Genomic DNA, 25,292 nt, shown 5'->3' with positions numbered 1-25,292 from the left:
TTTGTAGAATTTGACATAAAACACTACTAAAGTACGGTTTCGACAGCAAAATCTTACCCATTCGACCATAACAACCAAAAAATCCCTATAAATCACTTTAAAACCATCAAAATACAGCACAAAAAGTCAGCCAATTTACATTGGTTTGAGTGATGGGCTTCATATCAGAATTCCTACCAATCTTTAACATTTATACCTGTGACACCTAGAGTGAACATTGGAGATAAAGATGATGATAAAAACAAAAACCACCACACTAGCACTGCTTATTGCATCAACCATGATGTTGTCGGCCTGCGGTGATGGCAACGATGGAAAAGACGGTGTAGACGGAAACCCTGGCAGCCCTGGAGATCCTGGTACACCTGGCACTAGCGGTTTACATATTGATATGGCTAATAATGCTATCGCCAATATTACCCAAGCAAGCTATAGCAACGGCATTATTAGCGTTGATTTTGAATTAGAAAACCAACAAGGAGTGGGCTTATTTGGGTTAAGTGGTACTAACCCTTTTCATGATTTCCGTTTTTCATTAGCTCAGCTGCAAACGACTGAAGGCAGTGAATTAAAACAATGGATATCGTTACTTAACGAAACCACCAATGATGCAGGCACAACCTTCGAACAAGGTTTTGAAAAAATTAACAACTGCGTCGAATGCTTAGTCGATCATAATAACGGCACTTATACCTACACCTTCAAAACCGATCTTACGGCAACTGAAGATCCTGCAGGAGTGATTTTTGACCCTGCACTCACTCAACGTATAGCCATTGAAATGCAATTTGAGTACGACTCAGGAAAAGAGTTGGCTGAAAATGCCCATTTTGATTGGATACCAGCAACAAATGCCTCTGAGGGTATTGAAACCCGTGATCTAATGACTTTACAAACCTGCTATACCTGTCATCAGCCAGACAGCCTTAAAGCCCATGGCGGTCGTCGTTTAGACATGGAAAACTGCCAATCTTGTCATAATGGTATTGTGACTGATCCTAATGCAATATCTGTTGAGCTAGGCCATATGGTTCACGCGATTCACATGGGACCTAACCGTGAAGGTAAAGATGAACAAGGCAATATCGTGCCGATGCCATATACCATTGCAGGTTATGGCGGGGATCATGCCTTTGATTACCCTGCATTCCCAACCAAACCCTTTATGGATTGTGCAACCTGTCACGTAGAAGATGAGACCTTAGCCGATAAAGACCTGTGGCTGGCAAATGCCAATGCTAATGCCTGTACTGGTTGTCATACTGATTCACCAGCACAGCATAAGTCGGATAAAAACCCACAACTGACCTGTACTGACTGTCATAGCGCTGCGGTGCATGACAATCACGCTAAGCCCTATAAAGCAGCGAAAGAGTATGGTGTAACTGTCAGTAATGTCGCGATCAGCGCCGCAAATGAAATCAGCTTCGAAATGAAAATTTTGGATGACACTGGCAATACAGTCGCCCAAAATGAAGTGTATAAAAAAGGCTATAGCAAGCCCTATGTGGTGATCAGCTGGGATGTTGAAAAAGACTATCCTGATTTTGACCAATCCCCCTATAGTGAGCGTCGCATCGATATTAAAGATGCCAACAAAGCGACGTGGAATGCGGATAACAGTGTGAGTGTCAAAGTAAGCATGAACTTCCCTGCGGACATTGCTTCTCGCTCTCTTGAAGTATTACCTGTAGTTAAAGTGTGCTTTATCGAAGGAACATCAACCCGCACAAGTTGTGATAACACCGAAGCTTATCCAGCTTATGTACAAACCCCCGCATACCGCACTGTGTTAGCTGACAGTGAAGCCGTCGTTGCTATGCGCCGTGCAATTGTTGATGACCAAACCTGTCATAGCTGTCATAGCTTTGAGTTTTACCATGACTCAAACGGCGTAAACTGTATTGCTTGCCACACCAATGATAAAAAACTCGGTGCGGTTGAAGACGCTAATGGTGATGCCGTGGCATGGGGAGAAATGAAATCAACTAGCTTTATGTACAAAGCCCATAAAGCCAAAGGACATGATAATGGCCACGGTGGTAGTGGCACCATACTCAAAACCGACTGTATGACATGTCATGCTGAAGTAGAGGGATGGGGCGGTAAAGCTTATGGATTTGAGTTAGGTCGCAATGCTGGACAGGCGCATGTTGTACCAAGCTTTATCCCTGGTAAACAAAACGATCCTAGCCTAACACCCGTTGAAACCTGGTACGCATCATCCGATGCAGCATCATGTATTAGCTGCCACCAAAAGTATCTATCAGATGCAGCAATGGCGCATATGCAAAGTAATGGCGCGTACTTTGGCCCAGACAAACAGCAAGCTAAATCGGCTAAAGAAGCCTGTGCGACCTGTCATAGCCCTGAGAAAATTATGGAGCATCACGGTCACAAGCTATAACCCATCGGCGTTAGGTGATGCCTAGCGCCAGTCATTCATTCACCCGCAACAACCCAAGTTAGACCTTTCGGTGCCTTTATTTTATAAAGGCACCTTTTTTAACCTGCCCATACCCAAATCCACGGATGACTTTGACTGCTTCCTGTATAAGACTCTGATATAATGACGAGCTTTCTACCCTAACTCAGCGGCCTTTTTCCTATGACAACCCCAACTTCTTCTTGCATTGCCACACCAGAAAAAGCGGCAATCGATTTTACCCAAGCGCTCGCTGCTGCCATTACCCGACGAGAAAGCTTTTTTGCCTATGCAAAGCAGCACAATACCGACTGTTATCGCGTATTTCATGGCACGGTAGAAGGCGCTAATGGTTTGAACATCGACCGCTATGGCGATGCATGGTTAGTACAATCTTTTCACGAGACATTATCAGAGCAACAGCTTGCACACATTAGCCAAGTATTGATTCAGCATGGCGATTTTCCTGTGGTGTACAACGACCGCTCACAAAAGAATTCCCGCGTAGCAAATAGCTTGTTAAATGAAGCACAAGACTACGCCATGTCTGAACAAGTGATGCATGAAAATGGAATCGCCTTCACAACAAAGCTGCGCCATGAAGGACAAGACCCACTGCTATTTTTAGATATGAGGGTGGGCAGAGAATATGTGCGTCAGCACAGCAATAACAAAACGGTATTGAATTTATTTTCATACACTTGCGGTATTGGTACTGCCGCCGCAGTGGGTGGAGCTAAGCGAGTGATGAATGTCGACTTTTCTTCCTTTGCACTGGCTGCTGGTAAGAAAAATGCTGAGTTAAATCAGGTTGAAAACGTATGTGAATTTGTACAAAGCGATGCGTTTCCGGCATTACGCCAATTAGCAGGTTTACCTGTTGGCGGCCGTCGAAATCAAAAGCTGCCCAAGTATCCTAAACTTGCTAAAACCACCTTTGATCTGGTGTTTTTAGATCCGCCTCGTTTTGCCAAAAGTGTCTTTGGTGTGGTCGATTTAATCAATGATTATCAAGGCTTATTTAAACCCGCCATGCTAACCACAAAAACTGGCGGCACCATTGTTTGCTGTAATAATGTTGCCAAAGTGGAACGCAAAGCTTGGTTAGATAGCTTAGTACGTTGTGTTGAAAAAAATGGCCGTCAGGTCAGCCAAATTGAATGGCTGGATTGTCATGAGGACTTTCCCGCTTTTGATCAAAATCATCCACTGAAAATCGTTGCGTTAACCATAGATTAAACTAGCCATTTATCGTCTCAGACAATGACCTCTTCAGCCAACATCGCCACTAAATATTGGCTGAAGAGTGAGATTATTAACCCATAATAACCTTCGGCTGTTGGACTTTAACGGTTGCAAATGCAGAGCGCTCAACTAATGTCGTGAATGACTTATCTTTAATAGTATTCACATAAAGCCACTCGCTACCTGCCTCTTCGGCATTAAATGTCAGTAACAAGTAACCACGATCTTTCACGTTAGCATATTTTAAGTCATTAATAAGATTAACTATTGCAGCTTCCGTTGCAGGCATTTCAGCATCTGATAAACCAAGATAATATTCCAACCCCGGTGAAGACACTGAGCTGGTTGCAAACTCAACCCCAACCGTATCTCCCTGACTATCAACAAGTTCATTGGCCCAGGCATTGTGAGTGTCACCGGCCACGACCACAAGATTGTGTTGCATCGATTTTGCAGTCGCTAAAATAACTTCACGCTCATAGGCATATCCATCCCAAGCATCTAAATTATAAGGAATTGACGGCAATTGTAGTAAGGCTATCACCTCAGGAGTCAACTGGCTTTGATTTGCTTGTAAATACGCGAGTTCTTGCGCAGACAATGTCGGATCGCCAGCCTGTGCACGCGCAGCTAATTGAGCTAACATCGCTAACTCGGCAAATTGAGGAATGCTCATTTGTTGTGTCGCTATTGCCGCTGGTAGCAACATTTTACCCATCAACACTTGTTGCCCAAGCACCTGCCACTTAGCTGTAGACTCAAGTAATGTTTGCTGCAACCATAATAATTGTGATTGGCCTAACATGGTGCGATTAACATCCGTTACATCACTTGAAAAGGCGGCGCTATTAAATGCCTTTGTTGCAGGGTCCATATAGTCAGCATAGTCGAGCTGTTTGTCTCGTCCCAGCAATCGAGTATCTAGCATATGTAAATCCACTAAATCACCATAGTTAAAGCTACGGTAGATTTCTTGATGGTTACCTTCGCTCCAAGGGCGGATTGGCAGCCATTCAAAATACACTTGCAGTGCGGCTTGCTTACGTAAATCAAAATCCCCTTCATTGTCATTGTGATTTTCAGCACCTTCTCGCCAGGTGTCGTTAGCCACTTCGTGATCGTCCCATACCGTAATAAAAGCAACTTTGGCATGCAGTTTTTGCAAACTCATATCACTACGATATTGAGCGTAACGCGTGCGGTAATCATTAAGTAATAATAATTCCCCCGCAGGCAACACTTCACGGCCTAAAGTCGCTGCATCTTCACTGGCATACCCGCCACGACCATATTCATACAAGTAATCCCCTAGATGAATAACCGCATCTAAATCATCACGCTGAGCCGCTAATGCGTATACATTGAAATAACCTGCAGGATAGTTTGCACATGACATCACTGCCAATTTCACTGAATCAACCGTGCCTTCAGGTAAGGTTTTAGTCATGCCAACTTCTGAAATATATTTACCCGATTTAAAGCGATAAAAGTATCCTTTGCCCGCCTCAAGGCCAACCGCATCAATTTTCACCGTATAGTCACGTTTGGCGTTGGTTTTCATTACGCCGTTAGTGACGATTTGGCTAAAATTAGCATCTAAGGCCACTTCCCATGACACTGTGATATCAGCTTCAACGTCTGGAGTGACTCTGGTCCATAAGATCACAGCATCTTTGGCTGGATCGCCACTGGCAATACCCTGCAAAAATTGGCCAGAGTAGCTGGCTTCATCATCGCTGTTACAGCCCATTAATCCATATGACACAACGACCGCACCAACCCCTTTGGCTGACATAGCTAAAAAATCGCGACGACTTACCCCTATTTTCATTCGATATTCCTTATTAAACTCATGATGATGTCTGCCTATTAATGCCCCCTACAGGTCAGACAAGTGCGGCTATTGTGCTAATACAGAATGACAATCAAATGACAGAATAGTTACATAAAAGCTTTATCATCGAACTTTAGTTAGTGTTGAGCCATAAATGCCATCACTAAGGTTGGTATATGACTATCCACTGGGCTGAGATATCCAACTTGATTGGCCTAAAAATTCACCTTTACCTATGAGGTTATATTAATAAAACTGTTGGATTGATAATTAACACGAAATTAAATTGCGCACAATTTAGTTGCATCATGTGCACATATCATTTACAGTCAACACAATTAAATTGTGTGCAATGTATTTTATTTTCTCTTTGAGGTATTATTAATGTCAACTCTATATACAACATCTGCAACGGCTTTAGCGGGTCGTAATGGTCAAGTCACAACTGATGATAACAAGCTTGATTTAGGATTAAGCTACCCAAAAGAAATGGGCGGCAGTGGCGAACACACTAATCCTGAACAATTATTTGCTGCAGGTTATGCGGCTTGTTTCTCCAATGCTATTTTACATGTGGCTCGTGAAATGAAAGTGGCACTTAAATCTGCGCCAACGACGGCGACAGTCGGTATTGGTCCAAATGATAATAAAGGCTTTGCATTAACCGTAGCTCTGGCCGTTGAATTAGATTTACCTCAGGAAGATGCTGTTAAACTTGTTCAAACCGCTCATCAAGTTTGTCCATACTCCAACGCGGTGCGCGGTAACATAGATGTGAAGTTAACGGTAAATAACGTGGCGATTTAAACACTCGACCATATATACCCAAACAACCTGAAGATGCTCGATTTCAGCAAGAATTTACACGCGTTTAGGCAAGGCATTGATTGCGGGTAATGGTTATTCCCTTTTCAAAATCAATAACGCAGCATAAACGCGTGTAAAACTTGCCCTCAGGGAGTTTCACCGTGTTCCCACTACGTTGTTGCGCTAATTTATAAGGTACCAACATTACCGCATTAACGCGCCTAGTATTGAAAACACGGTGAAGCTCTGAAACACGTATCTTCAAGTTGTTTGGGTATATAGACCCTAATAAAAAACCAGGAAGCATTTATGTTCCTGGTTTTTTCTCTATTGTTTGAACCTAAAATCACTTTAGCTGATGTTTAGAAATGCCCTAACAACTTGATGTCAAATTCACTCACATCACATGATAATTGGTTATCTGAAATTTGTTTCTCTAATGCCGCAATTTGCTTATTCACTTCAGTTATCGTCAGGGTGTTGTTATCTAGTTCGTAAACCAGCGCTAAACTTTGATAATAAAAACATAAAATAACCAAGGCGTCATGGTTATTATCTGCAGCAGACTTTTGCACTGAGTTAAGCTTTCGGTAAATTTTATTTTGCAGCTGCTTAAGCTGAAAAACGTAATACACGTCAGTATATTGTGATTTTACTCGGCCATACTTTACTACTAGCGTGCACAGCATTAAGCCTAAAATCACCCCAGCAAAATTAAAGTAAAAGTTGCCAGTTGGCTGCCCAACTTCTACGGATGCGGACCCCAATAGCGCAATCAATATCTGCCCAAATACCACTGATGAAATAGCTAAAATGGCAATTAATCCAACCTGTACTTGATTAGTCATTTTACGATATTGCGGTTTATCAACGTGTCTTAATCTCATAAATTTGGCTCTAACGATTCAATATTGGCGGCATTATACTCGTTTAATGTGAATCACTCATTAACCACAGCAGCTAAACACATTAACAGAGGCACAATAATCAGCTATCAATCTATCACTCAGTTCCATTCACTAAACCGGCAGTTACGTCGCAATAACAAGGCTACTCGTTATGCTCATACACACTGAGCTGGTTTTTACTCGTTTAAATAGGTAGATAAAAGACATACCTTATCTGAGTTAAGAATTACACTTTGTCCTATGGTAAACTGCGCCGTCTTTTTAATGGTTGATGGTGAATATGACTGAATTTACTCCTTTTAGTGCCCTATTGGGCGGTGTACTGTTAGGTTTAGGTGCATTGTTATTAATACTGCTTAATGGCCGTATTGCGGGGATATCGGGTATTTTAAGTGGTGCCATGCAATTCAAAAATCCTAATGCGAAATGGCGCTGGGCTTTTATTGCCGGTCTGACATTAAGTGGTTTTTTAGCTCCCGCTGTCGGCTTCACTTTACCGACACAGTTAAATACTAGCTGGACACTGACTCTTCTGGGCGGTTTTTTGGTGGGTTTTGGTACTTACTTATGTGCAGGCTGTACCAGTGGCCATGGTATTTGCGGTATTGGCAGAATGTCTAAACGCTCAATTGTTGCCACATTGGTTTTTATGTTGCTGGCAGCTGTGGTGGTATTTTTCACTCGGCATGTTATTGGGGCATAATATGAATCAGCATCCAGATACTTCCTATCGATTACAGGCGTTTGTGGCATTTATTTCAGGCTGTTTATTTGGCTTGGGATTGATCGTCTCGCAAATGGTTGATGCTAATAAAGTGCTTAATTTTCTCGATTTTTTTGGCGATTGGGACCCAAGCCTTGCGTTAGTGATGGCTGCGGGATTAAGCGTATTTAGCTTTGGATATGTGTTTGGGGTAAAACCCAAAAGTAAGCCTTTATTAGATGAACAATTTTTTCTGCCAACTAAAACTAACGTTGATAAAAAATTATTAATCGGCGCGAGTTTATTTGGTTTAGGTTGGGGGCTTGTAGGAATTTGCCCTGGTCCAGCGATGGTGAATTTAGTGACTCTGAATGGTCAATTTATCGGATTTGTCATCGCAATGCTATTAGGTATGTTGGTTGCAAAAAAACTAATAAAAATCACTTAACCATAGCGATAAGCATTTTTCACTACATTACATCCACATTTGCGTTAGTTGGCGTTGTAATTACTGGCCAATTTGTGATTAACCTAGCAAATTAGTCTGGATTACCTTGCCACACAAAAAGATGTATTTAATATTCAGCTTAAATACATCTTCTTTGGAATCGCCATGCCACCTCTTGAATTATTCTCTCCTGCACAACAAGCCCAATTGTCACAACTGGATCAGCTAAGCCTTATTGATCTGCTTAATCACATTGAAGCAAGTCACCATAAATACATTCGTGACACCGCCCCCTTGTTACAAGAGAACTTGCAAAGAATGGTGGTGGCGCATGCAGATGACCATCAAGAAATCCTCCCCTTGTCACATTGCGTTACTGAATTAATTGCAGAACTCATGCCGCACCTTATCAAAGAAGAGCGCATTTTATTTCCAGCAATACGTTCACTCAGCATGGGGCAAGAAGTGAATGGTTGTTTCGGTCACATTGGTAATCCTATTCATGTTATGGAACATGAACATGATAATGCCCATCAGATACTGCTGCAGTTAAGATCAATTACTCGCAACTACCTTGTACCAGAAGGTGCCTGCAACACTTGGCGCACCTGCTATAAAACGCTGGCAGAATTTGATGCCGACCTCCAAATGCACATCCATATTGAGAATAATCTGCTATTCCCTAAGGCTTTGACTTTATAGTTTTATCACCTGAGCATCTTTGACTTTTAACTATCTTTTTCAGTTGATTATTCATAAGCTAACTACAGAATATGAATAATTGACTGATGCTATGCCAAATCATCACTACCCTACTTTTGCCCTAGATGATATTGCCAACCTTCATGAGTCTGCCCAGGTAGAGTTTAAACTGGCTGGAGGGCGTGATGGTAATGGCAAGCTGCCAGAAGGCATGTGGGAAACCTATAGCGCCTTTGCCAATACCTTAGGTGGTGAGATTATTTTAGGTGTGAAAGAAGAACATGGAGAGTTTAGCATTGAGGGCATTGTAAACCCTATGCCTATGCTCAGTGAAATCTGGCAAATCCTCAATAATTCGCAAAAAATTAGCCATAACATTCTATCGCCAACTGACGTACAAATAATAGAAATTATGGGTAAGAAGCTGATCCGAATTCATGTCCCACCAGTGGATCTGAAACTTAGACCGATTTACATAGGCCCAGATCCCTACAGCGGCACCTATTTTCGGGTAGGTGATGCCGATATGCACGCCAGCCGAGAACAGGTTGATCAAATGAATAAGCGCAACGGTTTAAAATTTAAGTAAATAAAAAAGCCAATAAAAACAAATTTATTGGCTTCAAAGTTGGATGATAAATTTATTTATATCGCCACTTGCTGTTCGGTAAAGGAGTGAATAACTCTAAATTGATTGTTAGCTTGCTTTTGCTGTATCAATTGCTCCACCAACTCACGAATTTTAGGCTCTGCATCGATAAATTTATTCATGTTTGCTCCCCCCATTCGCGCATCATAGATAGCTTCACCATCTAGCTTACCTTGATAAAAGACCTTTATTTCTGCATACACCATATATAACGCTAAATCCCATGCCCAGTTCGCAGTGTATGTTGACGTCCACTCACAACCATTTTGAGCATCTAACTCTTGGACGATCCGATATTTAATTTGTTTTTGCTGTAATACTTTTTCAAATTCTTTTAAGAAGCCTTCACGGACATCTTTATTTTCAACAATACAAACTTCTGTCGAACTCGTCACTTCAATAGGGTCAATTTTTTGCTTAATCGAACATGCCGATAAACCTAAAAGAGATAACGCAACGATGAAACACGATCTTAATTTTGCACTCATTTGTCTTCCTTGAATAAATAGGGTTAGAGTTATAACTCAAAAATTAAAACATACAAAAGACTTACACTCAACATTTTAATAACATAATAATTTAATTACAGAAATCTAATAATTTGCTTAAATGTGTAATTTGTATTTGAGGCAACAGACTCGATGATTTTTTATCTCTGTTTTGTTGACAAGGGTTAAGCCAAACGGTCTGGCAGCCAGCCATTTTTGCCCCGACTATGTCTGAGGTTGGGTGATCGCCTATATGCAATAACTCTGAAGGTGAAATCGCTAACTGCTTACAAGCCAAGGTAAACATGTCACTGTGGGGTTTCATTTTTATCCCATAACCTGGATGTAAAACAAATTCCAATACCTGGGTCAATCCAATGCGACTAGCATCGACATTACCATTGGTGATCCCCACTAAGGTAAAATCAACTTTTAATGCCTGCAAAATGGCAATAACATCTTCTGCAACGGTAAAATCACTACGGTGATGCTGGAAATAGGCTAATCCAGCTTGTGCTCCTTGGGTTGCTTGGATTTCATTGTAACCCAGCTGGATTAATCCCTCTCTGAGCATCGCGTATCGAGCTGCTGAAGTATCATGTTTAAGTTCAGGATAAAGAGTTTGCTGTGCCAATTTGCACTTGAGCCAATCATCTGTTGTCCATTGGGTAGACGCGGGATATTCACGGTGTAACAACGCAAACGATTGTTTTACCGCATTGATAATAATCGGCTGGTTATCATATAACGTGTCGTCTAAATCGAAGCTTATTGCCTTGAATGGTTTAAGCCGCTGGTATTGGATGATGCTAGATTGAGACGGAGCTGAGGCAATAGACGCGGTAGCGGATTGACGCTTTGGGTCGAGATTATCCATCATGAACTCCCTTTATTTTTTTTGGCTCGAGGATGAGCACCATCATAAACTTTGGCTAAATGTTGAAAATCGAGACTGGTATAAATTTGGGTCGTAGAAAGGTTAGCATGGCCTAATAACTCCTGCACAGCCCTTAAATCTGCACTGGATTCAAGCATATGAGTTGCAAATGAATGACGCAGTTTATGCGGATGCACTTTGACTGATAATGCTTGTTCTTGCCCCCATTTTTTCATCCGAGCTTGAATGCTGCGGTGTGATAATCGCTTCCCCTGATTACTGACAAACAAAGCATCGTCAGCATCTTGAGTGGGCATATCGGCGCGACACCTAAGCCATGACGTTAATGCTTCCAAGGCGATTTTCCCTACCGGCACAATACGCTGCTTACTGCCTTTACCCATCACTTTCACTTCAGCATTATCTAGCTGAATGTCACCACAATTCAAACCAGCTAGTTCAGCTAAACGTAGGCCGCTTGAATAAAACAGCTCCATAATGGCTTTATCACGAATAGTGAGTGGGTCATCACCATTTATATCCAGTAAATGACTGACGGCATCTACATCCATATTTTTAGGCAAAGGTTTATTTTGTTTGGGAGCACTCAAGGTTTTTGCGGGATTAATTTCTATCAGTTTCTCGGTTAATAGAAACTCAAAAAACTGCTTTTGTGCCGACAAATTTAATGAAATTGACCTTGGACTTAAACCCTGACGATGCAATTTAGCCAACACTTGTTGTAATTGCTCGCGGTTGGCATCTTGTAATAATACCTCGTTCCCCAATATCGATTGGGCCCGTGTCAATTCATATAAATAATTGCGGATAGTGTAAGCCGACAACTGACGTTCTGACGTCAGATATTGACAATACTTGGCTTGCCAATCTGTGTGTGGCATCGTGTTCACTCCGGTTGTTCTTGAGTGAAGCACCTATCGATGATGCTAAGGTGCTCCGAGATCCAGCCACAAATACACGGTTAAAAAGTGGGTAGTAAGTGATCCAATAAGCGACGTAATTGACTGAATAGTAATGAATCCATATCGGGATAAAAATGAGCTGGGTCGCCACTGGCAATAGCAAATATGACCTGACCATTTTCATTTGATAATCGTGTTAATGCCACAGATCCAACCTCACTGCCGAATAAGCGTTTTGATTCAGATTGAGTTAAGCGACCAAAGTAGTAATTATTATGGATTCTATGACGCCATATATTGGCCAGTTCACTGTCGATATCGTGAACTGTGATTAATCGCACATGGGTGAAGCCAAATTCATTTTGTAAACCTTCTGACAAAATTTGTCTCAGTTCACCTAAATCCTCACTCGCTAGCAGTTGAAACGACAGTTCAGTGTTGAATAAAAAAATGCGCTCATTTTGTTTAGCCACATTCATTAAGCTGGTAATTTCTTCTTCCAGTTGAGTCACTTTTTGACGCAGTATCTCTTGCCTGCGCTCAACTAAAGATACCGCACCACGTTCATGGTGACTTAATCTTAACGCAATCAACAGCTCAGGATGACGATTGAAAAAATCAGGATTATCCAACAAATATTCACGAATTAAGTGTTCATCGAGTAATTGATGATCAAAATTTGCCATCATTTCAGCACTTAAATCCTGGCCAATCGCATCAATATTTAATGCGGCGTCTGATGGTATATCTTGATTTGATGCCACATCAGCGGCTGAAGTTAAGTCACTCATAAAAATTAATCTACCTGAATATTACAACTGAATTTGACCATCATATACATGTTCGGCCGGGCCTGTCATCCATAATGATTTACCTTCACCTTCCCAATTAATGGTCAGTGAGCCACCAGGTAAATCAACCCTAACCTGGTTATCTAATTTATCTTGCAACATACCAACAGCCACCGCGGCACATGCGCCTGTGCCGCACGCTAAGGTTTCGGCTGCACCTCGCTCATATACACGTAACTTGATATGGCTTGAGCTAATCACCTGCATAAACCCGACGTTAACCCCTTTAGGAAAACGCTCGTGGTTGGTTAGCATCGCGCCAATTTCCGCCACAGCAGCCTTTTCTACGTCTTCTACTTCTAATACGCAATGTGGGTTGCCCATAGAAATTGCACCACATAAAAAAGTTTGCATCGGCGTTTGCAGTAAATAGGTTTTTTCGCTCTTTTTGGCTTTAAAAGGGATCTGACTTGGGTCAATGATCGGCACACCCATGTTAACGGTCACATGACCATCACGTTCAATTCGTAAAGTGATTTTGCCAGAGCTTGTACTAACACGGATTTTGTTTTTATTAGTTAAGCCTTTATTACGCACAAAACGAGCAAAACAGCGCGCACCATTACCGCACTGCTCCACTTCGCTGCCATCGGCATTAAAAATACGATAATGAAAATCTAAATCAGGATCATAGGGCGGCTCGACCAATAATAATTGATCAAAGCCAATCCCAAAATTTCGATCGGCTAATCGACGTATTTGCTCTGGCGAAAAAAATACATTTTGGGTGACGCCATCAACCACCATAAAGTCGTTGCCTAGCCCATGCATTTTTGTGAATTGAATCAAAGGTGTTTCCTTTTCTATTGACGCATTAAGGCAGTAAGTGCTCACCTTGCCAAAGTTGAGCAACCGTTTCACGTTCACGTACTAATATATCTTGTTCGCCATCAACCATCACCTCTGCCACCCGTGGGCGTGAGTTATAATTAGATGACATTACAAAACCATAAGCACCGCTTGAACGGACGGCAAGTAAATCACCCGCTTTAACAGATAATTGTCGGTCTTTTCCTAAAAAGTCGCCCGTTTCACATACCGGACCAACCACATCATAAGCTTGGGTTGGTGCATCCGTTTTATTAACCGGAATAATATTCTGCCATGCGCTATAAAGCGATGGTCGAATTAAATCATTCATGGCGCCGTCAACAATAGCAAAACGCTTATCGCTATTTTCTTTGAGGAAAAGTACCTCGGTAACAAAAATACCAGCATTGGCAGCAATAGCACGACCTGGTTCAAAAATCAGTTTAATAGGACGTTGACCTAAACGCTCAAGTAAAGCCGCAGCGTAGGCGTCTGGGTGCGGAGGCGTTTCATTGTTATATGGCACACCTAAACCACCGCCAACGTCAAAGTGCTCGATAACTATGTCTTGCCCTGCTAAACGGTCAATCAGCGCTAACATACGATCCATTGCATCTAAAAAGGGCTTAATTTCAGTGAGCTGTGAACCAATATGACAATCTACCCCTTTAACATGTAAATGAGGCAATGCTGCTGCACGGGCAAAAACCTGTTCAGCCTCGTCCATAGCGATACCAAATTTATTTTCTTTTAATCCGGTTGAAATATAAGGGTGGGTTCCTGCATCAACATCTGGATTAACCCGCAAAGACACTGGTGCAATATAACCCAAACGACCCGCGACTTCATTCAGCAGTTCCAGCTCTGCGCTTGATTCAACATTAAAACAGTAAATGCCAACCTTAAGCGCCTGCTCCATTTCTGGTACGGTTTTACCTACACCTGAAAAAACCACTTTTTTAGGGTCGCCGCCGGCTTGTAATACGCGCGACAGCTCGCCGCCCGATACAATGTCAAAACCACTGCCTAAACGGGCTAAGGTATTCAGTACACCAAGGTTAGAGTTTGCTTTAACGGCATAGCACACTAAATGTGGATGATCAGCAACAGCCTTATCAAAAGCATGCCAATGGCGTTCTAGGGTCGCTCGAGAATAAATATAAAGCGGGGTACCATGTTTTTTAGCTAACGCACTTACATCGCAACCTTCGGCAAATAACTTACTGTCTTGATAAGTAAAAAAATCCACAATGCGTTTCCTATTTTATGGCTGTTTTTCAGCGGTTGAGTCCAATTCTACTGGTGTTATTTTGGTGTCAGCAACTACGGGCACTACGGCTGTTTGGTTATCTTCCAACGCAGGAGTTTTATATAACGGCCCTTTCTGACCACAGGCAGTAAGCAATAGGCTAGCAAGCAAAAGTAATAAAAGCAGTCTCATTTTTCTCAACATCTGTGCATCTGATCAATTATGGCCTTATAATCGCATTCATAACGCAGAAAGCAAAGGATAGAAATGCATGGCAATGACAGATACTGAGTTTCACCAATTGGCTGATGAAATATTCAGCGCAATTGATAGCGCCATTGAAACCGCTATTGATGAACAAGATGCGGATGTGGATATCGATTACAGCGGTAATGTAGTGCAGCTGAGTTTTGAAGATGGCTCGCAAATTGTTATCAACAAACAAGAGCCATTACATGAGATTTGGCTTGCTACCAAAACAGGTGGATATCACTTTACCTATCAAGACGGTAAGTGGTTAGACACCCGAAACAACATTGATTTTGTGCCTTTTGTACTAGAGTCAATTGCCAAGCAAGGCGGGATTGTGATCAGCATCTGATCACCATTTTGCAATAATAGGCTCAGTTAGAACGCTGAGCCCATTTCATCTTCGGTTACCCCAAAAGGCTCAACCAGCAAGACACCATCCTTTCGTACTAAATGGAAAAATTGCGGCATATTAAAAAATGCTTGCTGATCTTGATGACTGTTTTTTACAAAGTGCATACTTTGCTGGCTCACTAACTGGGTGATCGTCATTTTATCTAGCACGGTATGACTGAGCTTATTGTGTTCATCAACTAAAATCACTTCGAGCTTCTGTTTCAGTTGTCGTAAAAAGAATTGTTTTGCACCATGTGATATGTACCGCTGAATAATGGTGGGTACAGTTGCAAAAGGCTCATTATTTAGCTCAGGTCTGGGTAAATGGGTCACTAAACGGGGACGGTTATAATGAAACACTGTCTTGTGAGCGATTAATGGTTTGTAAACCATGCCTAATGAATTGAAGTGTAAACCATACTTTTTATCTGCCAGATTTAGTTCAATCAACAATGTTTGGCTATCTGTTACGCCTTGAATTGTTTGGTAACATAAATCTAGTAACTGACTGAGTTGATCACTTATTTGCTTGGATAATTTAGCTGAGCATGACACGACTGAAATGCGGCTTTGTTCGTTAGCTCGCTTCAAGCCTAATACTAAAAATGATATTGCATCGAGTAGTGCCACCTCGCCTTCAAATCGATGACAATGCCATTCTCCCCAACTATTTAAACTGATGATATCGATACTCGACAACATGTTTTGTTTATCTCTGCCTAAGGATAAAATATCGCCATTCATGTAATCAACCATGATTTCTTGGCCATTCCAGACCAAGGTTGGGTCATCATCCATATTAGCAACCAAAATCACTTGCTGATAAAACCAAGACTGACATAAGTGGCGTTTTGTGACTTCAAAACTTAGGTTAATTTGCGGTATTAAAGCACTGGCAAGCTGGGCCAATTTACCTGCATAGGCTTTGCTTTGTTCAATACCAAACCAACGAGTTTTGTGGGTGACAAGCCCATTCATTACCGCCCATGCCACAACATCAACCACGGTTTTACCAATAAACAACGCTTGCTGTCCTATCAATTGCTTGGTTGAAGTGATCTCTCGAAACAAATGATATTGTGATTTTTTTTTCGAGTACCATACAGCTAACACGGGCTCATTCACACCTTGGCTCCACAACGGATTCAGTGCGGGTAATGTATGAGGATCATCATTAAAAAATCCGTGCAGCTTACGTGCTAACAGCCCTAACTCTTCTACCCGCATTCGATCACTTAATTCATATTTAGAAGCAAATTGAAGTAAATTTTTATAGCTGGTCAGTAACAGTTCATTTAATTGTTGGTTAAACCATTGTAATTGGCCTGAGTGCCAATTGCCTGCATTATCTAACGTTGACAATAAGCTGCTTGGCCAATTCCAATCCATAGTTAACTGGGTTAGCTTTTGCGAGCGCCAATCATTTTGCACCTGTTGCGAAGCGGATAAAGCAATACCGCACTTAAGATAAAAACACCGTCTGACAATTTCGAGCCGTCTGACTTCTCGTCTTGATAATAAATACGCTTCTATTCTTTGATACAAAATAAGATAAGCATCGTTATCTTCAGAAAAGTTATCTGCTAAACAATATTGCCAAATGGTATCGGTTATCATGTGTTTTTGTGGGTAATCACTGGCGTAGACTTCGAGCAATAACACTTTTAACAACGCTTTATGCGGTTTATTTAACCCTTTATAAAGCTGCCACAATGAAGCGCCAAAGTATTCGCTAGCCGGGATATTATCTAATGCTCCTAAAAACAGTAAATCATCCCCCTGTGCATCGGGCCACCAAGCCACAGACTTGCCCGCCAAGCGAATATGAGTGCGATAAAACTCTTCTAATAAAAGCCAATGCTGGGCTGAGCCACTGTGCTCTTCTCCCAAAGGTTGGCAATTATCATACAAACTGCATTCTTGAAATTGGTTTGGATGAATAAGGTAAAAATTGACTTCAAAATCAAATTGCGCAAACCAAGCGGTTAACCGAGTCGTTTTATGCGTTATCAGTTTTAGATCGGCTGCATTTAATGATCTATGGTAAACCAGCCAAATATCCACGTCACTATTCAGATTTTGCCCAAAGCTGGACGAGCTGCCCATTGCATAGACACCCTCAAATGCGTAGGGTTGTTCTGATATCAAAGGAAAGTATTCAATATCAGCAATTTGGCATGCGTGTTTTATTGCTGCATTAAATGAAAAACCACAGATCCCTGAGGGAGTTGCAGGGTCACTATAACCGGGTATCTGATTGTGATTAATCTGAAGTAAATAAGGGATAAGTAAGAAGAGTTGGTACTGATGTTCAGGTAGAGTTAGTTGAACACGCTGTAATCGCAACGTATTTAATTTTTCAGCGCAAATAATCGCACTGTCATGTCCAACATGTTCATGCTGAATAATTGGCAAAGACTCCATCCTTAAATCACCCACATCCACTGATATTACAGCTCAACAACTCAGATTAGCTTTACAGACTATTAATGTGATCTATATCAAAAAAACAAGCAACACGTGATAAGGTTAACACTAAATTAGATTTTCGCAATCTAGCCAAAAGTCTTGTTGTAAAAAATAATTTGTGTCAATTTGCACAACACGACTCTAAAACGTCAATATTTCAACTAAGTGAAGCCCAGAGCTTGCACAATATGCGCTTAGCACCCTCGAAGCTAAACTAACAATAGTGCAGACTGTCATTCCAAAAGGAACAACAGCTTAATTCCCACTGACTAAGCGCCCATTGAAAAATATTCGCAACATCAACATTATTAACCTTCATCATTAAACTTATTTGGCAAATTTGTGGCGAAATTAAGAAATCATGGTGCGACTTCAAACAATTTCAACACAGTTATGACAAATGCCTAAAGCCAATGTTAGCATTAGCGCAATTACTGTTAGTAGATGGATAAATATGGCTATGTCTGAAAACACTATTCGTATCGCAACGCGTAAAAGTCCACTGGCAATGTGGCAAGCTGAGTTTGTAAAAGCAGAATTAGAGCGCATTCACCCAGGGTTAATCGTTGAACTGCTTCCAATGAGCACCAAAGGTGATGTTATTTTAGACACCCCATTAGCTAAAGTGGGTGGCAAAGGCTTATTTGTTAAAGAACTTGAAGTTGCCATGTTGGAAGACCGTGCTGATATCGCAGTGCATTCAATGAAAGATGTGCCAGTAGATTTTCCTGAAGGACTAGGCTTACAAGTCATTTGTGAGCGTGAAGATCCCCGCGATGCATTTGTGTCAAATAGTTATAAAAGCATCAGCGAATTACCACAAGGTGCAGTAGTAGGAACATCAAGTCTTCGTCGCCAATGTCAAATTCGTGCGTCTCGCCCAGATCTTGTTATCAAAGATTTACGTGGCAACGTTGGCACCCGTTTAGCTAAGCTAGACAGCGGTGATTATGACGCAATTATTCTTGCCGCTGCTGGCCTAATTCGTCTTAAGTTAGAGCAACGTATTGCTAGCTTTATTTCTGCCGAAGAGTCATTACCTGCTAACGGCCAAGGTGCGGTAGGCATTGAATGTCGTACCAATGATGAGCGCGTTAAAAGTTTACTTGCTCCCCTTGAACATTTAGAAACGCGTTATCGCGTATTGGCTGAGCGAGCTATGAACACACGCCTAGAAGGCGGTTGTCAGGTACCTATCGGTGCATATGCTGAAATCATTGGCGACACATTAACCTTACGCGGTTTAGTGGGTAACCCAGATGGCAGTCAGGTGATAACCGGACAAGTTGCAGGTGATAAAACCCAAGCAATTGAACTAGGACAAGCTTTGGCTAACGATCTACTCAGTCGCGGTGCTAAAACCATCCTAGACGCCGTTTACACTAAGTAACGATTTGACCATGAAAGTCTTGCTAACGCGGCCTGAAGGTCGTAATCAAGATATGATTGAGCAACTTGAAAAGCTTCAAGTTGCTCATTTGGTTACTCCGCTTTTAGCGGTTGAAGCCACTCAACAAGCAGTACCCAGACATTTTTTTGATGCAAATAACCTTATTTTCATCAGCACCAATGCCGTTAAATTTACAGCTGAAAAACTCCAGAATAAATTCCCTCCACAATGCCGATACTTTGCCGTAGGACAAGCCACTGCAGATGCGCTAAAACGTTTTAATTTAAGTGTTTTTACCGCGCCAGAAGAAAGCCAGGATAGCGAAGGATTATTATCTTTACCTGAACTGCAAGATGTGAATAAACAATCATTTATCATCTGCAGAGGATCTGGCGGCCGAGAAACGATTGCTGAAGCACTCCTACTACGAGGCGCCACAGTATGTTATTGGGATGTCTATCAACGCACCTCACCTCAATTCCATGAACAACCGATATATCAACAATGGACCGAATTTGGTATCGATACTATTGTGGTAACCAGCGGTGAGATATTAACCAATTTAATTACGGTAATTCCAAAAGAATTATTTGCATGGCTACATTCATGTCATATCATAGTGCCAAGTAATCGTGTGGAATTACAGGCAAATGCATTAGGATTACACCGAGTAACCAATGCAAATGGAGCAAATACTCAAGCTGTGCTTGCTGCTTTAGGTCTGTCTGCGTAATTTACACTTCATCACATGGTTGAATGATGGTGAGTTTTTCACGATCAAATTGTCGTATTTTGCTTTCAAGGACTGTTCATGGATAACAACAAACCCGAAACCACTGACGTTGACACTAACGAAACAGTGTTAAAACCTCAGGCAAAGGACGACTCATCTCAAGCGACTAAAACGGCCCCAACGTTAAAACGCGCCCCAGGACCATCAAGTCGCCATCGTAAATTAGGTAGCTCATGGTGGGTTAGATTAAGTATTCTTATCAGCTGGTTAGCTGCCGGCACTGCGATTGCAGGATGTTACTGGTTATATTTGCAACTCAATAACCAGCAAATTCAACAACAAAAATTAGTGACTGACTTCTCTTCTGTTGAAGTAGGTAATCAGCAACTTAAACAAGAATTAAAGCAATCACTATCAACGCCAAATCAGCGTATTGCACTGTTAGAGCAGCAACAAAGTGATGATGCTAAAGCCTATCAGCAGCTTGTCTCATTGCAAAAAGCACATAAACAACTTCAAGAACGAGTGGCTATTGTTGCGCAGCGCAGTCCTAATCACTGGATGGCCTCAGAAGCAGAATACCTTGTGCGCATGGCCAGTCGTAAAATTTGGCTTGAGAAAGATCCTCAAACCGCAGCAAGTTTATTACAAGCCGCAGATAACCGAATTGAAGCGATGAAAGATCCCGCTTTACATCAACTTCGTAAAGCCCTAGCCCATGATATTGCTGCGACTCAAGCGATTAAAACGACCGACATAGCAGGTTCAGTCTATGCTATTGACGCCGTAATAGATCAAATCGCTAACTTACCGTTAAATAGAATCAACACAGAGATATCAGCTGACCCTTTAACCGAGCCACTGACAGATTCAATTGACGATTGGCAGACCAATTTATCTAAATCATTTAAACAGTTTGTTGAAGGCTTTATCACTATTAGACAACGCACCACAGATTTAGAACCGCTATTGCCCATAGAGCAACAGTGGTATTTAGTTGAAAATGTGCGCCTTAAGTTATTACAAGCTCAATTTTCGCTGCATAACTATGATGAGCAAGGCTATAAAAGTGCCATCGATTATGCCCAGCGATGGGTAAAACAATATTTTGATATGAGTGACCGCAATACACTCAACGTTTTAGCCCAGCTTGAAAAATTATCAGGTCTAACGATAGAGTCGATTAACACTAAACAATTTCAGTCCACACCTTTATTACAAGAGTTAATCACTTATGGACAAATGATGCCAGAAGAGGAGCCAACGCTATGATCAAACTGTTAGCGTATGTGCTTATCATTGTCTTAGGCTTATGCCTAACGCCTTATCTTTTAGCCACTAAAGGCTATATCTATATTGCAATTTGGGATTATCAAATTGAAACCAGCTTAGCCTTTGGACTACTGGTACTTTTTGCTATTTTTGTTTCATTTGAAGTGATTAAAAAAGCTTTAGTTTTTGTATTAACCCTAGTGCTCAATAGTCGTTTTTTACCTGAACGTTGGCGGATAAAGAAAGCCAAAAAGCAAACCTTAATAGGTGCTTTAGCATTGGCGGAAGAAGATTGGCCTGCTGCGGAAAAAGCCATGGCTAAAGGTGCTGAAAATGGTGAATTACCTGCATTAAACTATTTTGCAGCGGCTCGTGCGGCGCAACACCAACATAAAATAGCTGAGCGAGATCGCTATCTCAGCCAGGCTCAAGCAGAACCTTTAGCAAAAGCTGCAGCCCTAACAACTCGCACCCGTTATTTACTTCAGCAAGGTGAGTTAACTCAAGCACGTACTTTACTTGATGAACTTGAACCAACCAGTAAAAGTAAAAATCCAATTTTAAAAATTGCAGCAGATTTATATCTCGCCCAGCAAGATTGGCCAGCGCTAAAATCGCTATTACCCATCTTAGCCAAGCGCCATATTTACCCTGAAGAACAGTTGCAAAAAATCTCGGTGCAAACGAATGTACAGCTCGTTAATAAAGCCGCTGAACAGTCGTCAAACGATTTAGATAAATGCTGGAGTTGGTTTAGCAAATCTGAAAAAAATCAAACTGACACTTTTATTGCTTACTTATACGGGCTATGTAAATTACAACGTAAGGACGAAGCACTTAAATTGTTATCTAAACAGTTAAAATCCAATCCAAAGGCAGCTTTATTTGATGCGACCGCAGTAATCGCAACCGCCCATGATCAAGACATCAGAAAGTCATTAGCTAAGCTTGAACACACCCATGAAAATGTGGTGAATTACCAAGAGTGTCAAGCAAAACTTGCTTTGCAAACACGGGATTTCAAACAAGCAAAAATGCATTTTAATAATGCCTGCCACATTGAGCCCACTCGCACTAGATGGTTAGCACTTGCACAAGTGCAAGAACAACTGGGTGACAATATGATGGCTTTACAAAGCTATCGAAACGCAGCACACCTCAACGATTAACCGCTATTAATAAATGAAAATCTGCAGTGACTAGTGCAGATTTTCATTTTAAACTTACCTGTTAAATTATGTTCTTTTATTCACCACAATCACAAATTCCCACATTGTTTTTTATCCATTCCTCCTTGATATTTTTTACAAAATACAGTCTAAACTTACAGCATCAGTACTTACAAAAAAGATAACAAAAAAAATACTTAAAAATATATGAATTGAAGACCTTGATTTTAATGCTTTAGTATTGTTTTTGGCTTTTTTATAAAAATATTTAAGACAGTTATGATACTTGATGGCAATGTCAAAAAATTGACTGTGTTAAAGTTTTGAAATATAATTGTATGTTCTAATACAAATATTGAAAGTGTGTCTAGAGACCCCTCTACGCACGCTCAATATAAGTTAATAATTTGTTAGGCATTTCTGGTTTTATTATAGCTGTTGGGAGCTAAAGATATGGGTACGTTAACAACTTCAAAAACGGGCACGTTGGCTGAAACGCAAAGTAATATCAGTTTATCTGCAGACAATAAATTAACATCTGTTCAATTAGGACAAATAATTCCTTCTGAAAGTGTGTTAGTTTTTGATGATAATGCACGTTTTGTTATCACATTTGATGACGGTACTGTTTATTCAACAGACGGAGACACTCTCCCCCAATCAGCTTCAAGTGCAGAAATAGCTAACTTAGATGCGCTAGATGAAATTGAAGCTCTTCAAGCTTTAATCGCTTCCGGTGAAGATCCAACTGCCGAACTACCTGAAACCGCCGCTGGAACACCTACTGGCAATCAAGGTGATTCTGGCTTTGTATCTTTAGCGCGTACTGGTGATGAAACCATTGCTAATGCTGGATTTAATACTGCAGCCCAACCTGCAGCAGCTCCATTAGCACAAGACGATACCCCAATTACTCTTAATGACATTCCCTCTATATTAGTGAATGACAGCCAAACTATCGCCGAAGATACAGTTGCTGCTGGAAATGTCCTCGATAATGACAGTGATGTAGATTCAGACCTAGCCGTAGTCAGCTTTGAAGTAGAAGGTCAATCCTATGCCGCTGGCAGTGAAGTCACCTTAGAAAATGGCTTGCTAGTCCTAAACGCGGATGGTTCATATACCTTTACGCCAAATGATAACTGGAATGGTCAAGTTCCGGTTATCACCTACACCACCAATACAGGTTTAACCGCAACTTTAATCATTGAAGTGACACCTGTTGATGATGCCTCTGTATTGGTGAATGACAACCAAACTATCGCCGAAGATACAGTTGCTACTGGTAACGTATTAGATAACGACAGTGATGTAGATTCAGACTTAGCCGTTGTCAGCTTTGAAGTAGAAGGTCAATCTTATGCCGCTGGCACCGAAGTCACGTTAGAAAATGGTGTACTAGTCCTAAACGCCGATGGTTCATATACCTTCACCCCAAATGAAAACTGGAATGGACAAGTTCCGGTTATCACCTACACCACTAACACAGGCTTAACCGCAACATTAACCATCGAAGTGACACCCGTTGATGATGCTTCTGTATTAGTTAATGACAGCCAAACTATCGCCGAAGATACAGTTGCTACTGGTAACGTATTAGATAATGACAGTGATATAGATTCAGACTTAGCCGTTGTCAGCTTTGAAGTAGAAGGCCAATCCTATGCCGCTGGCAGTGAAGTCACCTTAGAAAATGGCATGCTTGTTCTAAACGCGGATGGTTCATATACCTTTACCCCAAATGAAAACTGGAATGGTCAAGTTCCAGTTATCACCTACACCACCAATACTGGTGTTACCGCAACATTAACCATTGAAGTGACACCCGTTGATGATGCTTCTGTATTAGTGAATGACAGCCAAACTATCGCCGAAGATACAGTTGCTACTGGTAACGTATTAGATAATGACAGTGATGTAGATTCAGACTTAGCCGTTGTCAGCTTTGAAGTAGAAGGTCAATCCTATGCTGCTGGCACCGAAGTCACGTTAGAAAATGGCGTGCTTGTTATCAACGCTGATGGCACATATACCTTTACCCCTAATGACAACTGGAACGGCAGCGTTCCGGTGATCACCTACACCACCAATACAGGCATAACCGCAACATTAATCATTGAAGTAACACCCGTTGATGATCCAACAGTTGCGCAAAATGACACAGCTACCACAGCTGAAGACACACAAGTGTCTGGCAACGTGTTAGATAACGACAGCGATCCTGATTCTGATTTAGCAGTTGTTTCTTTTGAAGTAAACGGTGAGACCTACACAGCAGGCAGTGAAGTCGAGCTTGAAGGCGGCGTTCTTGTTATCAACGCTGATGGCACATATACCTTTACCCCAAATGAAAACTGGAATGGTCAAGTTCCGGTTATCACCTACACCACCAATACCGGTACAACAGCTACGTTAACCATTGAAGTGACACCTGTCGATGATGCGCCAACCATTGATGTGGTGGCCAATAACTTTACTGAAAACAGTGCTGTCGCTGGCGACGTAGCCGCCACCTACACCACCTTTGATGAAGACGGGGATGTTCTGACGGTAGACTTCACCCCAGGCACTAACAATGACGGCTATTACGCCCTTGTGAATGGTGTTGTCGTACTCACCCAAGCCGGCGCTGACTTGGTTAACAACGGTGGTACCTTACCGGCTATCAACTTGACCGTATCCGATGGCAACTTAA

General features: G+C 41.6%; 23 protein-coding genes. 13 read left to right on the top strand and 10 right to left on the bottom strand.

Annotated elements, in window-relative coordinates; translation table 11 throughout:
* Window positions 1-229 precede the first annotated feature (229 nt).
* Together IEY03_RS16410 and IEY03_RS16405 are read left to right on the top strand one after the other, a co-directional pair.
* Window positions 230-2,407 carry an OmcA/MtrC family decaheme c-type cytochrome gene (locus tag IEY03_RS16410; protein WP_188843681.1) on the top strand — a complete coding sequence of 726 codons (2,178 nt, stop codon included), beginning with the start codon at window positions 230-232 and terminating at the stop codon, window positions 2,405-2,407.
* A gap of 201 nt (window positions 2,408-2,608) precedes the next feature.
* Window positions 2,609-3,664, top strand: a complete 1,056-nt coding sequence (locus IEY03_RS16405; protein ID WP_188843679.1) for a class I SAM-dependent rRNA methyltransferase — start codon at window positions 2,609-2,611, stop codon at window positions 3,662-3,664.
* A gap of 76 nt (window positions 3,665-3,740) precedes the next feature.
* On the opposite strand, the gene IEY03_RS16400 is transcribed toward IEY03_RS16405, so the two are convergent.
* Window positions 3,741-5,501, bottom strand: a complete 1,761-nt coding sequence (locus IEY03_RS16400; RefSeq protein ID WP_188843677.1) for an alkaline phosphatase D family protein — start codon at window positions 5,499-5,501, stop codon at window positions 3,741-3,743.
* A gap of 387 nt (window positions 5,502-5,888) precedes the next feature.
* Here IEY03_RS16400 and ohr point away from each other — a divergent pair, with 387 nt between their 5' ends.
* On the top strand, window positions 5,889-6,311 hold the full coding sequence (gene ohr, locus IEY03_RS16395) for an organic hydroperoxide reductase Ohr (protein ID WP_188843674.1): 423 nt from the start codon (window positions 5,889-5,891) through the stop codon (window positions 6,309-6,311).
* A 362-nt stretch (window positions 6,312-6,673) separates the two neighbouring features.
* Here the strand turns inward: ohr and IEY03_RS16390 are convergent, their stop codons facing one another.
* A complete protein-coding gene (locus IEY03_RS16390; protein WP_188843672.1) occupies window positions 6,674-7,198 on the bottom strand; it encodes a DUF3087 family protein in 525 nt (174 codons plus the stop codon).
* A 301-nt stretch (window positions 7,199-7,499) separates the two neighbouring features.
* On the opposite strand from IEY03_RS16390, the gene IEY03_RS16385 reads away from it, so the two are divergent.
* The 4 genes from IEY03_RS16385 (at window position 7,500) to IEY03_RS16370 (ending at window position 9,661) form a co-directional block, all read left to right on the top strand.
* A complete protein-coding gene (locus IEY03_RS16385) occupies window positions 7,500-7,922 on the top strand; it encodes a YeeE/YedE family protein (RefSeq protein WP_188843670.1) in 423 nt (140 codons plus the stop codon).
* 1 nt (window position 7,923) lies between these two features.
* A complete protein-coding gene (locus IEY03_RS16380) occupies window positions 7,924-8,370 on the top strand; it encodes a YeeE/YedE family protein (protein ID WP_188843669.1) in 447 nt (148 codons plus the stop codon).
* 165 nt (window positions 8,371-8,535) lie between these two features.
* A complete protein-coding gene (locus IEY03_RS16375; RefSeq protein ID WP_188843667.1) occupies window positions 8,536-9,072 on the top strand; it encodes a hemerythrin domain-containing protein in 537 nt (178 codons plus the stop codon).
* Between the two features lie 91 nt (window positions 9,073-9,163).
* Window positions 9,164-9,661 (top strand): AlbA family DNA-binding domain-containing protein, encoded by a 498-nt coding sequence (locus IEY03_RS16370; protein ID WP_188843665.1) that lies wholly within the window; start codon window positions 9,164-9,166, stop codon window positions 9,659-9,661.
* Between the two features lie 56 nt (window positions 9,662-9,717).
* Here IEY03_RS16370 and IEY03_RS16365 read toward each other — a convergent pair whose 3' ends face one another.
* The 7 genes from IEY03_RS16365 to lptM all read right to left on the bottom strand — a co-directional run bounded on the left by IEY03_RS16365 (window position 9,718) and on the right by lptM (window position 15,123).
* On the bottom strand, window positions 9,718-10,209 hold the full coding sequence (locus tag IEY03_RS16365; protein ID WP_188843663.1) for an Sbal_3080 family lipoprotein: 492 nt from the start codon (window positions 10,207-10,209) through the stop codon (window positions 9,718-9,720).
* Between the two features lie 91 nt (window positions 10,210-10,300).
* Window positions 10,301-11,086: an HAD-IA family hydrolase gene (locus IEY03_RS16360; RefSeq protein WP_229778373.1), complete on the bottom strand. Its 786-nt coding sequence runs from the start codon at window positions 11,084-11,086 to the stop codon at window positions 10,301-10,303.
* Window positions 11,086-11,988, bottom strand: coding sequence for a tyrosine recombinase XerC (gene xerC, locus IEY03_RS16355; RefSeq protein WP_188843660.1), 903 nt, complete (start codon window positions 11,986-11,988; stop codon window positions 11,086-11,088). Before xerC ends, IEY03_RS16360 begins: the two co-directional genes overlap by 1 nt.
* A gap of 80 nt (window positions 11,989-12,068) precedes the next feature.
* Window positions 12,069-12,695, bottom strand: coding sequence for a DUF484 family protein (locus IEY03_RS16350; RefSeq protein ID WP_229778372.1), 627 nt, complete (start codon window positions 12,693-12,695; stop codon window positions 12,069-12,071).
* A 126-nt stretch (window positions 12,696-12,821) separates the two neighbouring features.
* Entirely contained in the window at window positions 12,822-13,649 is an 828-nt protein-coding gene (dapF, locus tag IEY03_RS16345) for a diaminopimelate epimerase (RefSeq protein ID WP_188843656.1), read from the bottom strand.
* Window positions 13,650-13,674: 25 nt separating this feature from the next.
* The gene (gene lysA, locus IEY03_RS16340; protein WP_188843654.1) at window positions 13,675-14,919 is read right to left on the bottom strand and encodes a diaminopimelate decarboxylase; all 1,245 of its coding nucleotides are present in this window, start codon (window positions 14,917-14,919) and stop codon (window positions 13,675-13,677) included.
* 15 nt (window positions 14,920-14,934) lie between these two features.
* Window positions 14,935-15,123 (bottom strand): LPS translocon maturation chaperone LptM, encoded by a 189-nt coding sequence (gene lptM, locus IEY03_RS16335; protein WP_188843652.1) that lies wholly within the window; start codon window positions 15,121-15,123, stop codon window positions 14,935-14,937.
* Between the two features lie 67 nt (window positions 15,124-15,190).
* Between lptM and cyaY the strand changes: the two genes are divergently transcribed.
* Complete coding sequence (gene cyaY, locus IEY03_RS16330) at window positions 15,191-15,520, top strand: iron donor protein CyaY (protein WP_188843650.1); 330 nt, start codon at window positions 15,191-15,193, stop codon at window positions 15,518-15,520.
* A 26-nt stretch (window positions 15,521-15,546) separates the two neighbouring features.
* Here cyaY and IEY03_RS16325 read toward each other — a convergent pair whose 3' ends face one another.
* Window positions 15,547-17,979 carry a class I adenylate cyclase gene (locus IEY03_RS16325; RefSeq protein ID WP_229778371.1) on the bottom strand — a complete coding sequence of 811 codons (2,433 nt, stop codon included), beginning with the start codon at window positions 17,977-17,979 and terminating at the stop codon, window positions 15,547-15,549.
* A 514-nt stretch (window positions 17,980-18,493) separates the two neighbouring features.
* Between IEY03_RS16325 and hemC the strand changes: the two genes are divergently transcribed.
* The 5 genes from hemC to IEY03_RS16300 form a co-directional block, all read left to right on the top strand.
* Window positions 18,494-19,423 carry a hydroxymethylbilane synthase gene (hemC, locus tag IEY03_RS16320; RefSeq protein WP_188843706.1) on the top strand — a complete coding sequence of 310 codons (930 nt, stop codon included), beginning with the start codon at window positions 18,494-18,496 and terminating at the stop codon, window positions 19,421-19,423.
* 10 nt (window positions 19,424-19,433) lie between these two features.
* Window positions 19,434-20,156 carry a uroporphyrinogen-III synthase gene (locus IEY03_RS16315; RefSeq protein ID WP_188843646.1) on the top strand — a complete coding sequence of 241 codons (723 nt, stop codon included), beginning with the start codon at window positions 19,434-19,436 and terminating at the stop codon, window positions 20,154-20,156.
* A 78-nt stretch (window positions 20,157-20,234) separates the two neighbouring features.
* Window positions 20,235-21,428 (top strand): uroporphyrinogen-III C-methyltransferase, encoded by a 1,194-nt coding sequence (locus IEY03_RS16310; protein WP_188843644.1) that lies wholly within the window; start codon window positions 20,235-20,237, stop codon window positions 21,426-21,428.
* Window positions 21,425-22,597, top strand: coding sequence for a heme biosynthesis HemY N-terminal domain-containing protein (locus IEY03_RS16305; RefSeq protein ID WP_188843642.1), 1,173 nt, complete (start codon window positions 21,425-21,427; stop codon window positions 22,595-22,597). Before IEY03_RS16310 ends, IEY03_RS16305 begins: the two co-directional genes overlap by 4 nt.
* Window positions 22,598-23,050: 453 nt before the next feature.
* On the top strand, window positions 23,051-25,292 hold a 2,242-nt coding region (locus IEY03_RS16300; protein ID WP_188843640.1), incomplete at its 3' end, for a retention module-containing protein.

The sequence above is a fragment of the Shewanella aestuarii genome (assembly GCF_014647215.1).
GTDB classification, from domain to species: domain Bacteria; phylum Pseudomonadota; class Gammaproteobacteria; order Enterobacterales; family Shewanellaceae; genus Shewanella; species Shewanella aestuarii.
The sequence above is the reverse complement of the archived record's forward strand: the minus strand, read 5'-3'. Positions and strand labels throughout refer to the sequence as shown.